Origin of the sequence: Streptomyces sp. NPDC013157 (assembly GCF_042899865.1) — a bacterium.
Lineage (GTDB): Bacteria > Actinomycetota > Actinomycetes > Streptomycetales > Streptomycetaceae > Streptomyces.
In genome coordinates, this window is sequence record NZ_JBIBAK010000009.1 from 298489 (window position 1) to 316349 (window position 17861).

Sequence of the window (17861 nt, forward strand, 5' to 3'; positions counted from 1 at the left end):
GCAGTTGCCGTGACCGGCGGGGCAACCCTGCCCCCGCCCCATGAGTCACACAGACGCCACCTGTTTCACATGCTTCTCATAGGCCCGGAAGGCGCCCGCTCTCTGTGATGACTCGTACCCGGCTGACCGTGACGGCCGCGACGGCCGTGTTCGCCGCCGCCGGCGGCCTGATCACGGCCTCCCCCGCCTCCGCAGCCGTCACCTGCGCCTCTCCCGTCTGGAAGGCGCAGTACTTCGGCAACTCCACCTTCAGCGGTACGCCGAAGCTGACCGCCTGCGACTCCGCCATCGCCGAGAACTACGGCTACGGCGACCCGCCCGGCGTCACGCTCCCCAAGGACAACTTCTCCGTCCGCTGGTCCCTCACCCGGGACTTCGGCTCCGGCGGTCCCTTCCGGCTCTCCGCCGCCACGCAGGACGGCATGCGCGTCTACGTCGACGGCGTGCGGAAGATCGACCTGTGGAAGAACGTCTCCGTCACGGCCCGCAGGACCGTCGACCTGGCCGTCCCGGCCGGCAAGCACACGCTGCGCGTGGACTACGTCGCCTGGACCGGCACCGCCAACGCCGCGTTCACGTACGCCCCGCGCACCGAGGCCACCGTCGACAAGGTCAAGCCGCTCGCGCCGACCGGCCTGACCGCCGCGTACAAGCGGGACACGAGTCGAACCACCCTGCGCTGGGCCGCGAACAAGGAGATGGACCTCGCCGGTTACCGCGTGTACCGCCGGCTGAGCACCACCCAGTGGGCGAAGGTCAGCGGTTCGTCGCTGCTCGCCTCGCCCACTTTCGTGGACGCGACGCCCGCCACGGGCCAGACCTTCCTGTACGAGGTCCGCGCCGTCGACAAGGCGGGCCGCGAGTCAGCCGGCAGCCCCGACGCCACCGCCGTGACCGTGGACCGCACGGGGCCGGCGGCGCCGACCGGTCTGACGGTCACCGGGGACGCCTGGTGGGCCACGCTGGCCTGGCACGGGACCGCCGACTCGGCGACGTACGAGGTGTACGCCGCCTCCGCGGCCACCGGCCCGTTCACGCTGCTGGGCACGACGACCGCGACGTCGTACCGCACCGACGCACCCGTGAACACCGTCCGCTACTACCGGGTCCGCGCCCTCGACGCGCTCGGCAACCCGTCGGCGTACGCCGGTGTCACCGGCGACGGCGTCGACCGGACGCCGCCGAAGTCCCCGACCTCCCTGGGCTCCGTGGTCCGCGCCGACTACACCGACGTGCACTGGAAGCAGCCCGACGGCTTCGACGAGGACTTCTCCAACGGCGGGACCTACCACGTCTACCGCTCGCCCGGCCGGACCCTCGCCCCCGCCGCGCTCACCCGCGTGACCTGCGCCCAGGGGAGCGACGAGACCGGCACCGGCGGCGTCTGCCACGACCTGGGCATGCCTGCGGGCACGTACGTGACGTACGCGGTCGCGGCCGTGGACCCGGCCGGCAACGAGTCGGCGCTGTCCGCCCCGCTCGTCGTCCGCACCGGCGACCGCGTCGCGCCCGGCCCGGTCACCGGTGTGAAGGCCACCCCGCGCGCCGACGGCGTGCTGCTGAGCTGGGCGGCCTCGACCGACGACGACGTCGAGCGCTACGTGGTCTGGAACGGCACCCGCCAGTCGGACGGCACGGTCAAGTGGCTCAGCTCCACGTCCTGCTGGGAGGGCACGAGCGACCCGCTCGCGGTGCTGTGCGGCGACCTGCCGGACGGCGAGACGCACGTGTACGCGGTCGTCGCCAGGGACCGCTGGGACAATGCGCTGCCCCCGGACGACCCGAAGGTGCCGGTCGTCGAGGCCACCGAGCTGGACGTCCGGCCGTCCGTGACGGTCACCCGGGACTGGGACCTCGGCAGCATGGGCTACGACACCCTGACCGGCGGACCCGGCGTGGCCGGGCCGTCCATCAACTGGAGGTGCGACAAGACGGTCGAGTGCGACACCGTCGCGGGCTACCGGATCAACCGGTGGAACGCGGCCACCAAGTCGTACGAGCCGCTGCACACCGGACTGCTGCCTGCGGGGACCCGCGCCTACACGGACACCACCGCCGTGCGGGGGACCACGTACTTCTACACGCTGGAGGCGGTGCGCGCCGACGGCGGCGTCGCGGGCACGCACGTGTGGAACTGCGTCTTCCAGGACCGGGTCTGACCGGCCGAGGTTCACCCCGGTTCACCTGCGCGATCTCACTTGGACGCGCGCACCGGGCGTCGGATCGTCCCGTCCGTCGAGATCCGGGCGGCGTGTGACCCGAAGTCGTCCTCCGAAAGGCTGGAGACGAGGTCGATCGCGTCGCCGCCCGGCTCCGGCGTGCCGGGCTCCACGATCTCGGTCGGGCGCAGGCGTCCGGACACGTAGGTGCCGTCGGCGCCGAGGGTGACCTGCAGCACGCCGCTGGTCGAGAGCGTGCCGCCGAGGCCGAGCACCTTGTAGCCGGAGAAGTTCCCCAGGCTGTAGGCGATCAGACGGCCCTTGTAGAACTCCATTCCCCGCATCACGTGCGGGCCGCTGCCCACGACGAGGTCGGCGCCGGCGTCGATCACCGCACGGCTGAAGCGGTAGCTGTCGCCGCGGTCCTCTCCGACGAAGTACTCGGTGCCGGGTTCCACGTGGGTGCGGTCCGAGCCCTCCGCACCGGCGTGCATCGTGACGACCACGATGTCCGCCATCTTTGCGGCGCGGGCGGTGAGCCGCTGTGCCGCGGGGATGTCCGTGAGGTCGTTCGCCCCGCGGTCGGGAGCGAACCCGACCAGCGCGACCCTGATGCCGCGCACCCGCTGGACGGTGATCTGGCCCAGGCGGCCGGTGAACGGCAGGTTCACGGAGCGCAGCGCGGCGAACGTCTCCCGCCGGCCCTCCGCCCCGAAGTCGTCGATGTGGTTGTTCGCGGTGTTCAGCACCGTGAACCCGGCCTCCTTGAGCCGACGGCCGTAGGACGGCGGGGCATGGAACGCGAAGCAGTTCGGACCCTCGATGTACTCGCACTTGCTGGAACCGCCGGTGGTGAGCGTGCCCTCCAGGTTCCCGAGCACCACGTCGCCGGTGAGCAGGTCGGCGACAGGGTCGAAGAACGAGGCGCCGTCATCCGGCGGCAGGTCGTCCGGCAGCGAGCCCATCACGATGTCTCCCACGGCGGCGATCCGCACGTTGCCGGTGGGGTGGTACGGCGGCGCCGGCCGCCCGGACGCCGTGGTCCCGGGCTTCCGTTGGGGTGTCCGGGCGGGGCCGGCGGACGCCGCGTCCTCGGGGCCGGCCCGGAATGCGAACACCGCGGCGACCACCACGACAACGGCCCCGACCAGACCGAGAACGAACAGCCGCTGCCGACGCACCGGCTCCTGCCGCTCGCGCCGCCCGGGGCGCCGCCCTACGGACCTGATCATGCGCTCATGTTACGAAGCGATCACCCTTCCTCCACGGAGGGTGAACGGCTGGCGTGTTTCCGGAGGTGGCGGCGGCAGCCGGCCCGCGGTGCCAACCGGTGGCTTCCACGTACTGGTCGGTACGGCAGTCACGGGATCAGGAGAGCCGCCCAGCCCCGTGAAGCGCGTCGAAAGCCAGCTCGTCGACGGCCGAGACTCGGTCCCGATCGGCATAGCGGAACCACGCCTTCTCGGCAATCTCCCTCGACGGGGTCAGCTCACCGCGGTGATCGGCGGTGTAACAGATCATCCGGAAAGGGCCGTGCTCAGGATGGCCCTCGCCGATCTCGAACGTGCCGAAGTGCGCCATGGAGCCGGGGTCGATCGCCGCCTGCAGTTCCTCGTCGATCTCCCGCACCAGGGTCTCGCCGTCGGACTCGCCCGGCTCACGATGACCGCCCGGGAGGTAAAAGCGATCTCTGCCGTGACTACGCGTCACCAACACCCGGTCGTCCCGAACCAGGATCCATGCCACCTTCTCCGGCACATCACTGCCATTCGCCATGGCTCGGGACCGTATCGGAGGGCGTCGTCTGCGTCAGCACCGTCCAGCCTCAGCCACGCTGCCGGCGACGCCCGGCTGAGGAGGCCGTGCCGGCGAAAGCGCAGCGGTGAGCCTGGGGAACCACCGCTTCGTCCCGAAGCAGCTGGGGCGGGTGCCGTTGGTCGCTGCTGCCGCTGGTCGGCCCAGGGCGGCCCGGAGACGGACCCGGGTGCGAGCAGGCTTACTCTCCTCCGATGGACGTCTCCCCCTGCTTCTGCCTCCTCTGCGCCCCGACGGAATGGGGCGGCCCCGTGTGGGAGGAACGCGACAGCCGCATTGCCCAGAGTGTCGCGGACTCTGGTTGGCACGTCATGGGCGTGGCCGGCGGTGATGCCCCCGGCGACTGGGGCTACTCGATCGGTCTGTGGCACACACTGCGCAGTCCCGAGGTAAGCGTGTTCGGCCTTCCGTCACAGACCGCGATGCGCGTGGCGAACGCCGCTGGGGCAGCAATACGGGACGGCAGCCCACTCGAGCCGGACCAGCGCCGGAGCGACGTCCTCAACGGCTACGACGTGGCGGTTCGGCCCGTGCATCCCAGCTGGTACCACGACTTCTTCGGCGCGGGCATCGACTTCTACCAGACACCGCCACTGCCCATCACGCAGCTGTTCTGGCCGGACAAGGCCGGGCGGTTCCCCTGGGAAGAGGGAGCGGACGAACGCTGCCGCATGCTTCAACCACTGCTCTGGGTGCCAAAAGACGAGACCACCGGCCCATGGGCCGACATCACGTGAGGTCGGCGCGGCTGCGTATCCGGCCATGACCGCCTCGGGTACGACGTCGTAGAGATCTACAGGGATCGAGTCAAGATCGCCCGCGTTGAGGTACGCGTGAACGACCGGCAGCGCGGCTCCGCCCGTGGCCTTGATGGTGGTGCCGTAGGGAGCCGGCAGCTGACGGCCCGACGGCAGCGAAAAGCCCCCACCCGCAGCTGAAGCGCGGGTGAGGGGCTTGACCGTTCCGCGTTACTTCTTCTTGCCCTGGTTCTTGACCGCCTCGATGGCCGCGGCTGCCGCGTCCGGGTCGAGGTACTGGCCGCCCGGGGTGACGGGCTTGAAGTCGGCGTCGAGTTCGTAGGCGAGGGGGATGCCGGTCGGGATGTTCAGGCCGGCGATGTCGGCGTCCGAGATGCCGTCCAGGTGCTTGACCAGGGCGCGCAGGCTGTTGCCGTGGGCGGCGACGAGGACCGTGCGGCCGGCCAGGAGGTCGGGGACGATGCCGTCGTACCAGTACGGAAGCATGCGGACGACGACGTCCTTGAGGCACTCCGTGCGGGGACGCAGCTCCGGGGGGATGGAGGCGTAGCGGGGGTCGGCCGCCTGGGAGAACTCGGAGTCGTCGGCCAGCGGCGGGGGCGGGGTGTCGTACGAGCGGCGCCAGAGCATGAACTGCTCCTCGCCGAACTCGGCCAGCGTCGCCGCCTTGTCCTTGCCCTGGAGGGCGCCGTAGTGGCGCTCGTTCAGGCGCCAGCTGCGGTGGACCGGGATCCAGTGGCGGTCGGCGGCTTCGAGGGCGAGCTGCGCCGTGCGGATGGCCCGCTTCTGGAGGGACGTGTGGACCACGTCGGGGAGCAGGTCGGCGTCCTTCAGGAGCTCACCGCCGCGGACTGCCTCCTTCTCGCCCTTCTCGTTGAGGTTGACGTCCACCCAGCCGGTGAACAGGTTCTTCGCGTTCCATTCGCTCTCGCCGTGGCGGAGGAGGATCAGCTTGTACGGTGCGTCGGCCATGGGTCAGAGCGTAATCCACGTATTCGGGGCGGCGGGCGGGCGGCCGCGGGGCGTCCCAGCGGGCGGACAGTCGACTGCATCTGTTAATTGACTGGCTCAGGCGAGCGACCTGTAAGTAAGTTCCACTCAGCACACGCATCACTTACATCCTGCCCTGGGGGAACCATGTCGTCCGCCGCCCTGCGACGCGCCGTCCGGGAGACCGTCTCCGGTCTTCCCCGGGAGTTCTGGTGGCTGTGGACCAGCACCCTCGTCAACCGGCTGGGTGCTTTCGTGGCCACGTACATGGCCTTGTACCTGACCCTGGACCGGGGGTACAGCGCCTCGTACGCCGGGCTCGTCGCCTCCCTGCACGGGCTGGGCGGAGTGGTCTCGTCCCTGGCGGGCGGGGTGATGGCCGACCGGCTGGGCCGACGGCCGACCCTGCTCGTCGCCCAGGGGTCCACCGCCGCGGCCGTCGCGCTGCTCGGGTTCGTACAGGACCCCGTCGCCATCGCCGCCGTCGCCTTCCTCGTCGGCGTGGCCTCCAACGCCTCCCGGCCGGCCGTGCAGGCCATGATGGCCGACATCGTGCGGCCCGAGGACCGGGTGCGGGCCTTCTCCCTCAACTACTGGGCGATCAACCTGGGCTTCGCCGTGTCCTCCATGGGAGCCGGGTTCATCGCCGAGGTCAGCTACCGCGCCGGGTTCCTGATCGAGGCGGGGATGACCGCCGTCTGCGCCGTCCTCGTCTTCCTCCGGCTGCCCGAGTCGCGGCCTCGGCGGGCCGCCGCCGAGGCCGCCGAGGACAACGAGGTCAGCCTGCTGACCGTGGTGCGCGACGGGCGGTACATGGGCGTCGTCGGGCTGTCGTTCCTCGTCGCCCTGATCTTCCAGCAGGGGTCGGTCGGGCTGCCGGTGGCGATGGGGGAGGCCGGGTTCTCGCCCGCCGACTACGGCATGGCCATCGCCGTGAACGGGATCCTCATCGTGGTGCTGCAGATCCCGGTGACCCGGGTCATCCAGCACCGGGATCCGCGGTCCCTGCTCGTCGTCTCGTCGCTCCTCGCGGGGTATGGGTTCGGGCTCACCGCCTTCGCGGGGTCGGTCGGGGTGTTCGCGCTCACCGTGTGCGTGTGGACGCTCGCCGAGATCGTCAACGCGCCGACCCAGACGGGGCTGGTGGTACGGCTCTCGCCGGTGCACGGGCGGGGCAGGTACCAGGGGATGTACACGCTGTCCTGGTCGGCCGCCGCGCTCATCGCGCCGCTGATGTCCGGGGTGGTCATCGACCGGTTCGGGGCGCGGTGGCTGTGGGGGGTGTGCGCCGTCGTGGGGACGGCGGCGGCTCTCGGGTACGGGCTGCTGATGCGGCGGCTGCCGGCGGAGCGGCCGGTGGCTGCGGCGGCCGTGGCGGGGGCGGACGCGGACGCGGGGGTGCGGGCGGGTTGAGCGCGGGGCGGGCCCCGGCCCCCGTACGACGGGGGCCGGGGCCTTTCCCATGGCCGCGGGTGGCCGCGGGCGGCGTCAGTCCGTGCAGCCGGGTACCAGGCCGACAGAGCAGTTGGTCGGGATGTTGCGGGTGACGGTGGAGTCCGTCACCGAGATCAGCCTGTTGGTGAAGACCCCGCCGGGTGCCACCGTGGAGGCGTTGTTGCGGACGGTGCTGTGGTCGAGGGTGACGGATCCGCTGTCGTTGGCGATGCCGCCGCCCAGGGAGGTGCCGGGGCCGTTCGCGCTGTTGCGGAAGACGTCGGTGCCCTTGAGGGTGAGCCCGCCCGTGTTGTAGATGCCGCCGCCGCGACCCGAGGTGCCGCCCACGACGTTGCCGCTGACCTCGGACTTCACCAGCTTCAGGATCCCGCTGTTGGCGATCCCGCCGCCTCTGTTGCCCGTGTCGGTGTTGTTCGTGATCTTGCTGTCGTCGATCTCCATCGTGCCGCTGCTGACGTAGATGCCGCCGCCGATCTTCACGCTCCCGGCTGCAGTGTTGCGCCGGACCACACTCGTGCCGACGAAGGTGTTGCCTCCGACCTCGGCGATCCCGCCGCCGGCGGTCCGGGCGTGGTTGCGGGCGAACTCGGAGTTCTCGGCGTACACGGACCCCGCGGTGTAGAGGCCACCACCCGTGTCCGCGTTGTTGAACGCCACGTAGCTGCTCCTGATGCGCGCCCAGGCGTTCGACGCCACCGCGATGCCGCCGCCGTTCGCCGAGGCGGTGTTGTCGACTACATCGACCTTCGACAGCGTGAGCCGACCACCGCTGGTGACGCGGATCCCGGCGCCGTCCCCGTTGACGACATATCCGCCGCGGACAGTGAGGTCCTGCAGGCGCAGGTCACCGCCCGAACCGACATCGAAAATCCGGAACGCGGCGGTATTCGCACCGTCACGGAGGATCGTCGCACCGTTGCCCCGGATCGTGAGGTCCTTGCCGATGGCCGGCAGGGCGGAGCTCAGGTGGTAGGTGCAGTCACGGCGGAGATCAAGGGTCTCGCCATTCCGCGCGTAGTTGATGGCAAAGGCCAGCGCGGCCCCGCTGCACGGAACAGTGTCCGGCTCCGCCGCACTCGCCGTCCCGCCCGTCAGCCCCGTGACCATCGCCGCCGCAACCGCGGCCACACCGCAGAATCTGATGTATCGCATGACTGTCACATGCGACATCCAGCCCCGGCCTCAACAATTACGATGATCAGATCACCCGGTCACCGGACGGGATTCCTCCTGTCGGACGACTGCCGGACGACTGCCGGACGACTGCCGGGCGAAGGAGCGGGTCACGGATGCATCCGTGACCCCTTCAGCACCTTGTCCACCGCGTTCCGCGGCCCGTACACCGCGAGCCCCACCAGGTCCAGCTCCGCCGTGGGTACGGCACGTACCGCCGCCCGGTTGTCCCGGTCGTTTCCGGTCGAGAACAGGTCCGCGGTGAAGACGGCCCGGGGCAGGGCGCGGCCCAGCGCCCGCTCGTGTGCGGCCTTCAGGGTCTCCTTGCCGCCCTCGAAGACCAGCACCGGCTGCCGGAACATCGGCAGGTAGGCGACCCCGTCGGCGTCCTCGTACGGCTCCCCGACCACCTCGGGAAGCGTCGCGCCCAGGCCGCTGACCAGGAACGCGGTGACGTTCAGCCGTTGCCAGGGCTCCAGGTCGTCCCGCAGCAGCACGGCGATCTTCGTGTCGAAACGGACGGCGTCCGTACGGGGAGTGCTCATGCCCCGAGACTGCCGGGCGCCGTCCGTCCGGGTCTTGTACGTTCTTTGCATGGCCGCCCGGCAGTCCGCCACGCAGGAAGTAACCGCCTGGCGCCCCAGTGTCCCGGGCGTCACCGAGGTCTTCCACGCCCGTTTCACCGAGTACGCGTACCCGATGCACGTCCATGACGCCTGGACGCTGCTCATCGTGGACGACGGCGCCGTACGGTACGACCTCGAACGCCACGAGCACGGCACCCCGGCCGACACCGTGACCCTGCTGCCGCCGCACGTCCCGCACAACGGCTCCCCCGCCACCGCGGACGGCTTCCGCAAGCGCGTGGTCTACCTGGCCGAGAGCGTCCTCGGAGCGGGCCTGATCGGTCCTGCCGTCGACGGGCCCGACCTGCGCGACCCCCTGCTGCGGCAGCGGGTCGGACTGCTGCACGCCGCCCTCGTCCGCCCCGGCGACGAGCTGGAGGCCGAGAGCCGGCTCACCCTCATCGGCGAGCGGCTGCGGGGGCTGCTCCGCCCCCGGCTCACGGCCCGGGAACCCGCCGCCCCGGTCCCCGACCCGGCCCTCGCCCGCGCCCTGCGCGAACTCCTCGACGAGCGGGTCGCCGACGGGCTCGCCCTGGCGGAGGCGGCCCGGCTGCTGCACGCCCACCCCGCCCACCTGGTACGGGCGTTCAGCGGCGCGTACGGCATCGCACCACACCAGTACCTGACGTCCCGCCGGGTCGGCCGGGCCCGCCGGCTGCTGCTCGACGGCGTACCGCCCGGCGAGACGGCCACCGCCACCGGCTTCTACGACCAGGCCCACCTCACCCGGCACTTCAAGCGGCTGGTCGGGGTGACGCCGGGCCGCTACCGGGGCAGCGCGCGCTGAGCCTCGTACAGGTTCCGCGGCCTTACCGCGTCCCAGGTGCCGTACAGCTCCAGGCGGGAGTTGAGGTCGCCGGTGAAGTCCGGTACGTCGATCTGGTCGAAGTCGGTGACCGTGTTGAGGCCGACCGTCGCGGAGTACGGGGCGAGGCCGTCGAGGCGCATCAGGCCCGCGCGGCCGTTGGTCACCCGGACGTTCCAGTGGGTGAAGCGGGCGCCGAAGAGCGGTCCGGCGTTGGCGTCGCCGCCGTGCCGGCCGTTGTTGTTCACGGTGATGTCGGTGCGGACGTTGGCGAACGGCAGACCGCGGTGGGAGTCGAAGGTGCCCATCTGCATCTCGCCACGCGACCACACGTTGTGGGAGGAGAGCCCCTCGACGTTGATGCCGTGCAGCTGGGTGTCGGCGGGGGCGGGGACCGTGCGCTGCTCGACGGTGAAGTCCTCGATCAGGTTGTCGTGCGAGCCCTCGCGGCAGAAGTAGGGGTGGTGCTCGCCCCGGCCGCCGACCCGGGTGCGGCGCAGGGTGCAGGCGGAGGCGGCGACCAGGCCGAAGCCGTTGTCGACGTTGCGGACGGTGACGTCGTCCACCCAGCAGTCGTACGCGCACTGCAGGACGACCCCGTTGTAGCCCTTGTCGAGGAGGTGCGGGGACTGCGGGGTCTCCATGACGTCGAGGGTGAGGCCCTCGACACCGGAGCCGGTCAGCTCGCGGACGTGGGTGGTGAACCGGGGGTTCCACTCGGGGCGGAGGTCCAGCGGCAGCGGACGTTCCAGCGTCACCCTGCGGCCGCGCACCGCCGTGACCCGGACGGGCCACTCGTAGGGGACGTACGACAGCAGCTTGGTCTTGTCCTCCCAGTAGTACGACGCCGGTCCCGGGCCGCCGCCGGACATGTGCTGGAGGAGGGTGTGGGCCGGGTCGTCGGCGATCCGGAGCAGGACCAGGCGGCCGGGGCACAGCCGGGAGGGGTCGGCGACGGTGACCGTCCAGTCGCCCTGCCGGGCGGGTTCGACGGGCGTCAGCGGCTCCCACTCGTCCCGCTTGTTGCCCGTCCAGCCCTCGAAGGGCCAGGCCTGCGCCTTGATCGCGGCGACCAGGGAGTCCCAACGGGGCTCGGGCGCCAGCCAGATGAGCCCGCCCGCCCAGGACCACGCCGACTTCGTGCCGCCGTAGCGTGAGCCGTACGGGCCGATCAGCTCGGTGAGGTTCTTCGTCGCGTACAGGGTCGTACGACCGCTGCCGGCGCCGCGCAGCACCACGTTGTCGTGGCCGATGCGGATGAGGCCGTCGATGCGGAAGGTGCCGGGCGGGATGGTGACCGTGCCACCGCCGGCCCGGGCGGCAGCGGCGATGGCACGGTTGATCGCGGGGGCGCAGTCGGTGACGCCGTCGGCGACGGCGCCGTACGCCCGGACATCGGCGACGACGGGGAGGCGGCGGATGCGGGCCGCCCCGGCCCGGCCGACGTAGGGGATCTGCGGGTGGGTGAAGGGGGTGCGCCGGAACTCCCGCCAGAGGGAGGGCACTTGTCCGTCGGAGGCGTGGGCCGTGCCGCCCGTCACGGCGGTCGCGGCCACGGCCGTGGCGCCGGCGAGCAGGGTCCGTCTGGTGATGGGGCCGGTCAGGGAGCCGGTCGTGCCGTGGTGGGCGGTGCTCATTCCGTACGTCCTTCCCATGGCGGCTTTCATGGTTGTGAACGACGTTCATATGTGCGTCGGCCGTGAGCATGCCATGGTGGCGCGGCACCTTGAAAGAGTCGTGCAGGCCCCAATCAGGTATGGACCTGCAGTCAGTCGGTGGAGCGTTCGATCAGGTGCGTGAACGCGTCCAGGTTCCGCGTCGACTCGCCCCGGGACACCCGCCACGCGTACTCCTTGCGGATCGCGGAGGCGAAGCCCAGCTCCAGAAGGGTGTTGAAGGCGCCGTCCGCGGCCTCCAGGACCTGGCCGAGGAGCCGGTCGAGGTCGGGGGCGGTGACGGAGGAGAGCGGGAGGCGGGCGGTGACGTAGACGTCGCCGAGGCGGTCGACGGCGTAACTCACGCCGTACAGCTTGAGGTTGCGCTCCAGGAGCCAGCGGTGGACGGCCGGCTCGTTCTCGTCCGGGTGCCGGATGACGAAGGCGTTCAGGGAGAGGGAGTGGCGGCCGACGATGAGGGAGACGGTCGTCTTCAGCTTGCGGGTGCCGGGGAGCTGCACGACGTAGGTGCCGGACTCGGGGCTCTCCCACTCCAGTTCGGCGTCCTTCAGGACACCCTCGACGACCTGCGCGGCCTGCCGTTCCTGTGCACCATCACCCATGGGCCGAGCGTACGCGACGGCGGTGGGACTGGGTCGCGGCCAGGTAGACGTCGGCGGTGGCGGCGGCGGCCGTGTCCCAGCCGAAGTACTGGGCGTGCCGGGCGGCGGCCGTGCCGAAACGGTCCGCCAGAGTGGCGTCGTCGGCGAACCGGCGCAGCACGCGCGCGTAGTCGGCGGGATCGTGACCGCGCACCAGGAAGCCGGTCTCACCGTCCCGTACGGCCACCGGCAGGCCGCCGACCGAGGCGGCGAGGACGGGGGTGCCGGCCGCCTGGGCCTCTATCGCCACCAGGCCGAAGGACTCGCTGTAGGAGGGCATGACCAGGACGGAGGCCGCCCGGAACCAGTCCGCCAGCTGCTCCTGGCCGACGGGCGGCCGGAACCGGACGACGTCCGCGATGCCGAGCCGCGCGGCCAGCTTCTGCAGGCCCTCCGGCTTGGCGAGACCGCTGCCGCTGGGGCCGCCGACGATCGGTACGACGATCCGGGAGCGGAGTTCGGGGCGTTCGTCGAGGAGCACGGCCACCGCGCGCAGCAGCACGTCGGGGGCCTTGAGGGGCTGGATGCGGCCGGCGAAGAGCGGGATCAGGGCGTCCTGCGGGAGGTCGAGGCGAGCGCGGGCCGCCCTGCGTCCGTCCGCCGGGCGGAAGCGGTCGAGGTTCACTCCGGGGTGGACGACGGCGACCTTGGCGGGCTCGGCGCTGTAGTGCCGGACGAGTTCGTCGGCCTCCTCGGCGGTGTTCGCGATGAGGCGGTCGGCCGCGGCCACGATCTGGGTCTCGCCGATGACCCGGGCGGCGGGCTCGGGGGTGTCGCCGTCGGCCAGGTTGGCGTTCTTGACCTTGGCCATGGTGTGCATGGCGTGCACCAGGGGGACGCCCCAGCGCTGGGCGGCGAGCCAGCCGACGTGGCCGGAGAGCCAGTAGTGCGAGTGGACGAGGTCGTAGTGGCCGGGGCGGTGGCCGGCCCAGGCCTGCATCACGCCGTGCGTGAAGGCGCACAGCTGGGCCGGGAGGTCCTCCTTGGCGAGGCCCTCGTAGGGACCGGCGTCGATGTGCCGGACGAGGACGCCGGGGGCGAGTTCGACGGTGGGCGGGAGGCCGCCGGAGGTGGCCCGGGTGAAGATCTCGACGTCGATGTCGATCGCGGCGAGGCGCTGCGCGAGCTCGACGATGTAGACGTTCATGCCGCCGGCGTCGCCGGTGCCGGGCTGGTGGAGCGGTGAGGTGTGTACGGAGAGCATGGCGACGCGGCGGGGCCGGCGGGCCCGGCGGAGCCGGGAGGCAGCCGACGGGGAGCGGCGCCCGAGCCTGCTGACGTACTGGCTCACGTGGCGGTCCTCTCGCGGTGCGGGCATGCCGGTGGGAGGGCATCGAGTGCCGTCCAACGGGGTGCAACGCGGAGGGGAGGATTCCCATTCCGAGGGTGGGCGATTTTGCCGACACATTGCCTTTGGTCGCTCAACCGTTCGAGGGTGGGATGCGTGGGATGGTGCGGGTGGGGGGTCGGGTGCGGGTGGGTGGGGGTTGAGCGCGCAGTTCCCCGTGCCCCTGACGGGGCGCTTTACTCTCGTAGGCATGAATGCCCGCGCCGCTTCCCTCCCCCACTCTCGGCTTCGCTCGAGCGGGGGGACCCCCGTCGTGGGAACGGTGACGCGCGGGACCACGAACCCCAATCGGCTGCGCCGGATGGACCGCTGGATCGCCGCCACGCACGGTGGCGCGCTGCGCCGTGCCCTCGACCCCGTTGCCGTCGACCTCGGTTACGGCGCCGCGCCCTGGACCGCCGTCGAACTCCTCGGCCGGCTGCGTAGCGTCGCGCCACGCGCGCGGGTCGTCGGGGTCGAGATCGAGCCCGCACGGGTCGCCGCGGCCCGGCCGTACGAGCGCGAGGGGCTCGCCTTCCGGCACGGCGGGTTCGAGATCCCGCTCGCCGCACGGCCGTTGCTCATCCGGGCGGCCAACGTGCTGCGGCAGTACGACGAGGGCGAGGTCGCCGAGGTGTGGCGGCGGCTGTGCGGGCGACTGGCACCCGGCGGGCTGCTGGTGGAGGGGACCTGTGACGAGATCGGGCGGCGGCACGTATGGGTCGCGCTCGGGGCGGAGGGGCCGCGGACGGTGACCTTCGCGACCCGGCTCGGGTCCCTGGAACGCCCGTCCGACCTCGCCGAACGACTGCCCAAGGCGCTGATCCACCGCAACGTGCCGGGCGAGCCGGTGCACGCGTTCCTGCGGGACTTCGACCGCGCCTGGGCGGCGGCCGCGCCCTACGCGTCGTACGGCGCCCGGCAGCGGTGGATCCGGGCGGTGCGGGACCTGTCGGCCGACTGGCCGGTGACCGACTCCGCGGCGCGCTGGCGGCAGGGCGAAGTGACGGTGGCGTGGGGAGCGTTGGCACCGAAGGCCTGATGGGGCGGGGTGGGAACGATCTCGATGAGTCGTTCGTCACAAAGGCTGGGAGATCGTCATGCCCGGGGGGAAACCGGGGAGGAACCCACCTGCCGTTACCTCTGTCGCTTTGCGCCACGCCGTGGCACGATCCTCCACGTGCCATAAGTTACTGACGGTTAATCAGTTTTGGAGGGGCGGGTCATGGGACCGGACAAGCACACCGTCCGGCCGGGTCGGCGCGGGATCCTGGCGACGGCGGTGACGGTGGTCTGCGCGGTGACGGTGCTGGCGGCACCCGGCGCGGCGTTCGCGGCGCCCGGTCCGACCCCCTCGACCAGCCCCTCACCCAGCACCTCCGCCGCCGCCTCCGTGACCGTCCCGCCGGACAAGGACCTCGAGGCCGTACAGGCGAAGCTGGACAAGCTCTACCACGACGCGGCCGTCGCCACCGACGCGTACAACGCAGCCGAGGAGGCGGCCAGGAAGCAGTCCGCCGAGATCGTCGGCCTGGCGAAGAAGATCGTCAAGGGGCAGCAGAAGCTCGACACGCTGAAGGAGCGGGCGGGCCGGGCGGCCGCCGCCCAGTACCGCACCGGCGGTCTGCCGGACACCGCCCAACTGGTGCTGAGCGACAACCCCTCCGAGTTCCTGGACGGGGCCGGGCGGGTACTCCAGGGCCAGCGGGCGACCAAGGCCCTGATCAGGGAACTGTCCCGGACCCAGCAGGACTTGAAGCAGTACGCGGCGGACGCGGCCGACCAGTGGAACAGGCTGGAGGCGGGCCGCAAGGCGAAGGCCGCCGCGAAGAAGAAGATCACGCAGCGGATCGCCGCCGCCGAGAAGCTCGAGTCGACGCTGGAGAAGAAACAGAGGGAGCGTCTCGCCGAGCTGGAGAAGGAGTCCGCCTACAAGGCGCAGACCGCCTGGCTGGACACCGGGATACTCGACGAGATCCACACCAAGGCGTCCGCGGCGGGCAAAAAGGCGGTCGCGTTCGCCACCGCCCAGCTCGGCAAGCCGTACGTGTGGGGCGCCGAGGGCCCGGACTCGTACGACTGCTCCGGGCTGACCTCGCAGGCCTGGGCGAGCGCCGGCAAGCCGATCCCGCGCACCTCCGAGGAGCAGTGGAAGCAGCTCAGGCACATCGACGTGAAGGACATGCGCCCCGGCGACCTGATCATCTACTACGACGACGCCAGCCATGTCGCGATGTACATCGGGGACGGCGCGATCATCCAGGCCCCGCGCCCGGGGCGGACGGTGTCGCTCGGCGGCGCGGGGTCGATGCCGATCCTCGGGGTGGTACGACCGGATGCCTGAGCGCCGAGTGGTTTAGGTGTGATATCCCTTTCGTGAGCTGGGCCATGTGACCCAGTGCACCGCAACGCCCGCTCAAACTCCGGCGGCACGTGACCTTCGTCATCCCTGTCGGACGGCCCTCTTGTCCAACTGCGGTACGGCAAACGGCATATGACGCTGGCCTGAGACAGAGCGACGCGGCTCACACCATTCCGCTGCGGCGCCCAGTACCGCTATGGTCCCCGTCGGGTGGGTCGAGGTCCCTCGCCCCGCCATGCCCTCGGGGGGAGGGAAGGAACCCAACACGATGCCCGTACCCGTACCGCGGCAGAGAGCGATCCCGGCCGTGGAGAGTGGTCAGGCGCCGGCCGCCGCGCCCGCACAGGGCGGCGGCCCCCTCAAGGAAGAGGCCAACCGCACGGAAGCCGTCACCCCGAACACCGGCGGCACCACTCTCACCCTGCTGCTGATCGAGGACGATCCGGCCGGTTCGCCGGTCCTGCCCGAGTTGCGGGACGCGTCCGGCACCTCGATCCGCGTCCGCACCGCCCGCAACCTCACCGAGGCCGAGCGGCTGCTGACCGACGACGTCCACTGCATCCTGCTGGACCTGGCGCTGCCGGCGCCGGGCGGCAAGGAGACGGAGGGCGAGCTTGCCGTGCTCAAGCACGTGCTGGAGCTCGCGCCCCGGCACGCCGTGCTGGCCCTCACCGCCTCCGGTGACGCCGAGCGCGGCACCGAGGCCGTGCGCGTCGGCGCGCAGGACTACCTCTTCCGGGACGAACTGGACGGACGGCTGCTGAGCCGCGCCATCCGCTACGCCGTCGAGCGCAAGCGTTCCCTCACGACCGAGCGCAAGCTCGCGGAGGGGCGGCTGCGCGCCCAGGAGAACCGCCGCCTGGAGCGGGGCCTGCTGCCCACGCCCCTCCTCGACGGCTCCTCGCTGCGCTTCGCCGCCCGCTACCGCCCCGGCCGCTCCCGTGCGCTGCTCGGCGGCGACTTCTACGACACCGTGCGCACGCCCGACGGGACCGTGCACGCGATGATCGGCGACGTGTGCGGGCACGGCCCGGACGAGGCCGCGCTCGGTGTGGAGCTGCGGATCGCCTGGCGGGCGCTGACCCTGGCGGGGCTGTGCGGCGACGAGCTGCTGTCCACGCTCCAGGAGGTGCTGGAGCACGAGCGCTCCGACGAGGAGATCTTCGCCACGCTCTGCACCGTCGACATAACGCCGGACGGGCGCCGGGCCGGGCTGTGCCTGGCCGGGCATCCGGCGCCGCTGGTCGCCCGGCCCGGGCGGCCGGCCGAGCTGCTGCCGTACGAGAACAACGGCCCGGCGCTGGGGCTCCTGAAGGGTGCGCGGTGGCCGCGGATGCAGGTGGAGCTGGGCGCCGAGTGGAGTCTGATGCTCTACACCGACGGCCTGATCGAGGGCCGGGTGGGCTCGGGCGGGGAGCGGCTGGGGCAGGACGGGATGGTCGAGATGGTCCGGCGGCAGCTGGCCTCCGGCCTGACCGGGGAGGCGTTGCTGCGGGCGGCCGTCAATGAGGTGCGGCAGCTCAATGGGGGCGAGCTGACGGATGACGTGGCCGTCGTTCTTTTGGATAGGGACGTTTGAGAGCGGCTGCTCGCCGTAGGGTCTTCTGCCGTCAGCCGGGTGCGGGTGGTTCGTGGCTGATCGCGCAGTTCCTCCCCCAGCCTTAGGCCGGGGGTACCCCCAGCGCCCCTTACGGGGCGCCTCAGCGGCCGCCGTTGTAGGGGCCGTACGGGCCGTCGCTGCTGCTGCCGCCGCGGCGGCCTCGCCAGCCGCCGCCACCGCCCGACACCTGCTTGACCGCGGGGCGGACGTCGACGAGGTAGACGATGCTCGCCACCAGGCCCGCGATGGGGAGGATGGAGAGGATCGAGAAGAGGTAGCTGACGACCAGTGCGATGGCCAGGATGATCAGCCAGAACATCTTGTTCTGCTTGTCGGCGGCGCGGAAGGCGTCCTCGCGCCGGAACACGGCGTCGACCAGTCCGAACGCCGCCAGGGCCATCAGGACGATCTTCAGCAGTCCCAGGAACCCTGCGAATCCCAGCATCAGCATGCCGTCACCACCCGCTCTCTCCC

The 17861-nt window shown here is 71.5% G+C and carries 16 protein-coding genes; 7 read left to right on the forward strand and 9 right to left on the reverse strand.

The window, feature by feature from the left end; genetic code table 11:
* The first annotated feature begins 107 nt into the window (after positions 1-107).
* A complete protein-coding gene (locus ACFY6U_RS26950) occupies positions 108-2159 on the forward strand; it encodes a PA14 domain-containing protein (protein ID WP_390042226.1) in 2052 nt (683 codons plus the stop codon).
* A gap of 35 nt (positions 2160-2194) precedes the next feature.
* On the opposite strand, the gene ACFY6U_RS26955 is transcribed toward ACFY6U_RS26950, so the two are convergent.
* Both ACFY6U_RS26955 and ACFY6U_RS26960 read right to left on the reverse strand, forming a co-directional pair.
* Entirely contained in the window at positions 2195-3391 is a 1197-nt protein-coding gene (locus tag ACFY6U_RS26955; protein ID WP_390042228.1) for a CapA family protein, read from the reverse strand.
* 136 nt (positions 3392-3527) lie between these two features.
* On the reverse strand, positions 3528-3935 hold the full coding sequence (locus ACFY6U_RS26960) for an NUDIX domain-containing protein (RefSeq protein WP_390042230.1): 408 nt from the start codon (positions 3933-3935) through the stop codon (positions 3528-3530).
* Between the two features lie 233 nt (positions 3936-4168).
* Between ACFY6U_RS26960 and ACFY6U_RS26965 the strand changes: the two genes are divergently transcribed.
* Complete coding sequence (locus ACFY6U_RS26965; RefSeq protein ID WP_390042232.1) at positions 4169-4711, forward strand: DUF4262 domain-containing protein; 543 nt, start codon at positions 4169-4171, stop codon at positions 4709-4711.
* A gap of 231 nt (positions 4712-4942) precedes the next feature.
* On the opposite strand, the gene ACFY6U_RS26970 is transcribed toward ACFY6U_RS26965, so the two are convergent.
* Positions 4943-5704, reverse strand: coding sequence for a phosphoglyceromutase (locus ACFY6U_RS26970; RefSeq protein WP_351703278.1), 762 nt, complete (start codon positions 5702-5704; stop codon positions 4943-4945).
* Positions 5705-5869: 165 nt separating this feature from the next.
* Here ACFY6U_RS26970 and ACFY6U_RS26975 point away from each other — a divergent pair, with 165 nt between their 5' ends.
* Complete coding sequence (locus ACFY6U_RS26975; RefSeq protein WP_390042234.1) at positions 5870-7135, forward strand: MDR family MFS transporter; 1266 nt, start codon at positions 5870-5872, stop codon at positions 7133-7135.
* A gap of 75 nt (positions 7136-7210) precedes the next feature.
* Here the strand turns inward: ACFY6U_RS26975 and ACFY6U_RS26980 are convergent, their stop codons facing one another.
* Positions 7211-8329, reverse strand: coding sequence for a hypothetical protein (locus ACFY6U_RS26980; protein WP_390042236.1), 1119 nt, complete (start codon positions 8327-8329; stop codon positions 7211-7213).
* Between the two features lie 131 nt (positions 8330-8460).
* Entirely contained in the window at positions 8461-8946 is a 486-nt protein-coding gene (locus ACFY6U_RS26985) for a DUF2000 family protein (RefSeq protein WP_390042238.1), read from the reverse strand.
* Here ACFY6U_RS26985 and ACFY6U_RS26990 point away from each other — a divergent pair.
* Positions 8945-9763 (forward strand): AraC family transcriptional regulator, encoded by an 819-nt coding sequence (locus ACFY6U_RS26990; protein WP_390042240.1) that lies wholly within the window; start codon positions 8945-8947, stop codon positions 9761-9763. The genes ACFY6U_RS26985 and ACFY6U_RS26990 overlap by 2 nt on opposite strands.
* Here ACFY6U_RS26990 and ACFY6U_RS26995 read toward each other — a convergent pair.
* The 3 genes from ACFY6U_RS26995 to mshA all read right to left on the reverse strand — a co-directional run bounded on the left by ACFY6U_RS26995 (position 9742) and on the right by mshA (position 13389).
* The gene (locus ACFY6U_RS26995; protein ID WP_390042242.1) at positions 9742-11418 is read right to left on the reverse strand and encodes a glycosyl hydrolase family 28-related protein; all 1677 of its coding nucleotides are present in this window, start codon (positions 11416-11418) and stop codon (positions 9742-9744) included. The genes ACFY6U_RS26990 and ACFY6U_RS26995 overlap by 22 nt on opposite strands.
* 131 nt (positions 11419-11549) lie before the next feature.
* Positions 11550-12059: a YbjN domain-containing protein gene (locus ACFY6U_RS27000; RefSeq protein ID WP_390042244.1), complete on the reverse strand. Its 510-nt coding sequence runs from the start codon at positions 12057-12059 to the stop codon at positions 11550-11552.
* On the reverse strand, positions 12052-13389 hold the full coding sequence (mshA, locus tag ACFY6U_RS27005) for a D-inositol-3-phosphate glycosyltransferase (RefSeq protein ID WP_390042246.1): 1338 nt from the start codon (positions 13387-13389) through the stop codon (positions 12052-12054). The genes ACFY6U_RS27000 and mshA overlap by 8 nt, the downstream gene beginning before the upstream one ends.
* Before the next feature lie 310 nt (positions 13390-13699).
* Between mshA and ACFY6U_RS27010 the strand changes: the two genes are divergently transcribed.
* The 3 genes from ACFY6U_RS27010 to ACFY6U_RS27020 all read left to right on the forward strand — a co-directional run bounded on the left by ACFY6U_RS27010 (position 13700) and on the right by ACFY6U_RS27020 (position 17366).
* Entirely contained in the window at positions 13700-14467 is a 768-nt protein-coding gene (locus tag ACFY6U_RS27010; protein ID WP_390042248.1) for a class I SAM-dependent methyltransferase, read from the forward strand.
* A gap of 183 nt (positions 14468-14650) precedes the next feature.
* Positions 14651-15769, forward strand: a complete 1119-nt coding sequence (locus ACFY6U_RS27015) for an NlpC/P60 family protein (protein WP_390042250.1) — start codon at positions 14651-14653, stop codon at positions 15767-15769.
* A gap of 286 nt (positions 15770-16055) precedes the next feature.
* Positions 16056-17366: a PP2C family protein-serine/threonine phosphatase gene (locus tag ACFY6U_RS27020; RefSeq protein ID WP_390042252.1), complete on the forward strand. Its 1311-nt coding sequence runs from the start codon at positions 16056-16058 to the stop codon at positions 17364-17366.
* Between the two features lie 121 nt (positions 17367-17487).
* Here the strand turns inward: ACFY6U_RS27020 and ACFY6U_RS27025 are convergent, their stop codons facing one another.
* Complete coding sequence (locus ACFY6U_RS27025; RefSeq protein WP_362598354.1) at positions 17488-17838, reverse strand: DUF2516 family protein; 351 nt, start codon at positions 17836-17838, stop codon at positions 17488-17490.
* Positions 17839-17861: the final 23 nt, after the last annotated feature.

Bases quoted from the DNA above. Each gene is read 5' to 3' on its own strand.
- ACFY6U_RS26950 (WP_390042226.1), top strand. From the start codon at position 108: ATGACTCGTACCCGGCTGACCGTGACGGCCGCGACGGCCGTGTTCGCC.
- ACFY6U_RS26955 (WP_390042228.1), bottom strand. From the start codon at position 3,391: ATGATCAGGTCCGTAGGGCGGCGCCCCGGGCGGCGCGAGCGGCAGGAG.
- ACFY6U_RS26960 (WP_390042230.1), bottom strand. From the start codon at position 3,935: ATGGCGAATGGCAGTGATGTGCCGGAGAAGGTGGCATGGATCCTGGTT.
- ACFY6U_RS26965 (WP_390042232.1), top strand. From the start codon at position 4,169: ATGGACGTCTCCCCCTGCTTCTGCCTCCTCTGCGCCCCGACGGAATGG.
- ACFY6U_RS26970 (WP_351703278.1), bottom strand. From the start codon at position 5,704: ATGGCCGACGCACCGTACAAGCTGATCCTCCTCCGCCACGGCGAGAGC.
- ACFY6U_RS26975 (WP_390042234.1), top strand. From the start codon at position 5,870: ATGTCGTCCGCCGCCCTGCGACGCGCCGTCCGGGAGACCGTCTCCGGT.
- ACFY6U_RS26980 (WP_390042236.1), bottom strand. From the start codon at position 8,329: ATGCGATACATCAGATTCTGCGGTGTGGCCGCGGTTGCGGCGGCGATG.
- ACFY6U_RS26990 (WP_390042240.1), top strand. From the start codon at position 8,945: ATGGCCGCCCGGCAGTCCGCCACGCAGGAAGTAACCGCCTGGCGCCCC.
- ACFY6U_RS26985 (WP_390042238.1), bottom strand. From the start codon at position 8,946: ATGCAAAGAACGTACAAGACCCGGACGGACGGCGCCCGGCAGTCTCGG.
- ACFY6U_RS26995 (WP_390042242.1), bottom strand. From the start codon at position 11,418: ATGAGCACCGCCCACCACGGCACGACCGGCTCCCTGACCGGCCCCATC.
- ACFY6U_RS27000 (WP_390042244.1), bottom strand. From the start codon at position 12,059: ATGGGTGATGGTGCACAGGAACGGCAGGCCGCGCAGGTCGTCGAGGGT.
- ACFY6U_RS27015 (WP_390042250.1), top strand. From the start codon at position 14,651: ATGGGACCGGACAAGCACACCGTCCGGCCGGGTCGGCGCGGGATCCTG.
- ACFY6U_RS27020 (WP_390042252.1), top strand. From the start codon at position 16,056: ATGCCCGTACCCGTACCGCGGCAGAGAGCGATCCCGGCCGTGGAGAGT.
- ACFY6U_RS27025 (WP_362598354.1), bottom strand. From the start codon at position 17,838: ATGCTGATGCTGGGATTCGCAGGGTTCCTGGGACTGCTGAAGATCGTC.